General features: G+C 64.8%; 1 protein-coding gene. It reads right to left on the reverse strand.

Annotated elements, in window-relative coordinates; translation table 11 throughout:
* A partial coding sequence (locus JHD07_RS38985) for a GNAT family N-acetyltransferase (RefSeq protein WP_291631893.1) occupies positions 1-1,799 on the reverse strand: 1,799 nt, incomplete at both ends.

Genomic DNA, 1,799 nt, shown 5'->3' on the forward strand with positions numbered 1-1,799 from the left:
GGTCGGGTCCGGCTTCACCTCGAAGCCGAGTTGCCGGCACATCTCGAGCATCACGATGTTCTCCTGGAGCACGTCACCCGAGATGGTCTTCAATCCTTCCGACCGCGCGTAGTCGATGATCAATTGCATGAGGGCCCAGCCGAGCCCCCTGCCCTTGAGATCGGACCGCAGCAGGATCGCGTATTCGCCGCTCTCGTAGATCGAGTCGGAATGGAGCCGGACGACGCCGACCATTTCGCCGGTGGACTCGTCGAATGCGATGAAGGCCATCGCGCGCGCATAGTCGAGCTGGGTCAGGCGTGCGATGAACTCGTGGGTGAATTCCTTCATCGGCGCGAAGAAGCGCAGGCGAAGGTCGTGTGCCGTGACGTGACGCAGGAACTCGTGGATGGTTGGCTCGTCCTCGGGGCGCATGGGCCGCACGAAGATGCGCCAGTCCTCCTTGAGCTTGAGGCGGCGCTCCCATTGCGACGGATAGGCGCGAACGGCGAAATTCGACGGTCCGGAGCCGGCGAACTTCCGCTGCGGCGGCCCGACGGCCACGCGAGCGTCGACCGCGGTCACGCCGGTTTCGTCCGCCAGCAGCGGATTGATGTCGAATTCACGGATCTCGGGAATGTCTGCCGCCATCTGCGCCAGCTTGACCAGCACCATGGCGACGGCGTCCTGCTTGACCGCCGGCACGTCGCGATAGGCCTTTAGCAGCCGCGACACGCGCGTGCGGTCGATCAGGTCGCGGGCCAGTTGCAGATCGAGCGGCGGCAGCGCGAGCGCCTTGTCGTTGATGATCTCCACCGCAGTGCCGCCCCGGCCGAACACCACAACGGTGCCGAAGGTCGGATCGTCGGCCAGACCCAGGATCAGCTCGCGCGCCTTTGCCTTGACGACCATCGCCTGCACGATGACGCCGCCGATGCGCGCCTCAGGCCGCAGCTTCTTCGCACGCGCCATGATGCCCGTGGCCGCGCCTCGCACGGCTTCGGGGGTGGTCAGATTGAGGACGACGCCGCCAACATCGGATTTATGGGTGATGTCCCGCGACATGATCTTCAGTACGACGGTGCCGCCCTGCGCGAAAATGTCCTTTGCATAGGTTACCGCCTGCTCGACATCGGTTGCCGCATAGGTCGGCACCATCGCGATGTCGTAAGCTTCAAGCAGCTGCTTGATCTCGACAGGTTCGAGCCACTGGCGACCATCTGCGATCGCTGCGGTGACGATCTCTCTCGCCGCCTGGGCATCCGGAACGAAACTGTCTGGCATCGCGGGAGGCACCTGGCTCAGCTCCTCCACCACTTCGCGATGCCGGACCAGGTGCATGAAGCCACGCACGGCATCGTCCTCGGTCGGGTAGTTCGGCACGCCGGCATTGGATAGCGCCTGAATGATGTGCTGATCGGCGCCGACCCACGCCGCCAGCACGGGCTTCGCCCATCCGCGGTGCTGCTCGCGATACTTGCCGACGAGGTCCGTCAATGTCGCCGCGATCTCGGCGGCCGATGCGATCGCGGTTTGCACGTTGAGGACGAGGACTGCGTCGTTGTCGCGATCGGCCAGCAGTTCCGCCAGCGCCACCGCATAGCGCGCAGCATCGGCATCGCCGACGATATCGACGGGATTTGCACCGGACCAGGTCGGCGGCAGCGCCGCATCGAGCTTCTTGTGCGTTTCAGTCGAGATGGTTGCCGGAATTCCACCGAGTTCGACCAATCGATCGACGGCGAGAACGCCGATGCCGCCACCATTGGTCAGGATGGCCAGACGCTTTCCGGCCGGCGATTCGACGCGGCCGAGCGTCT

This window comes from Bradyrhizobium sp. (assembly GCF_016462955.1).
In the GTDB taxonomy this organism is placed as follows: Bacteria; Pseudomonadota; Alphaproteobacteria; order Rhizobiales; family Xanthobacteraceae; genus Bradyrhizobium.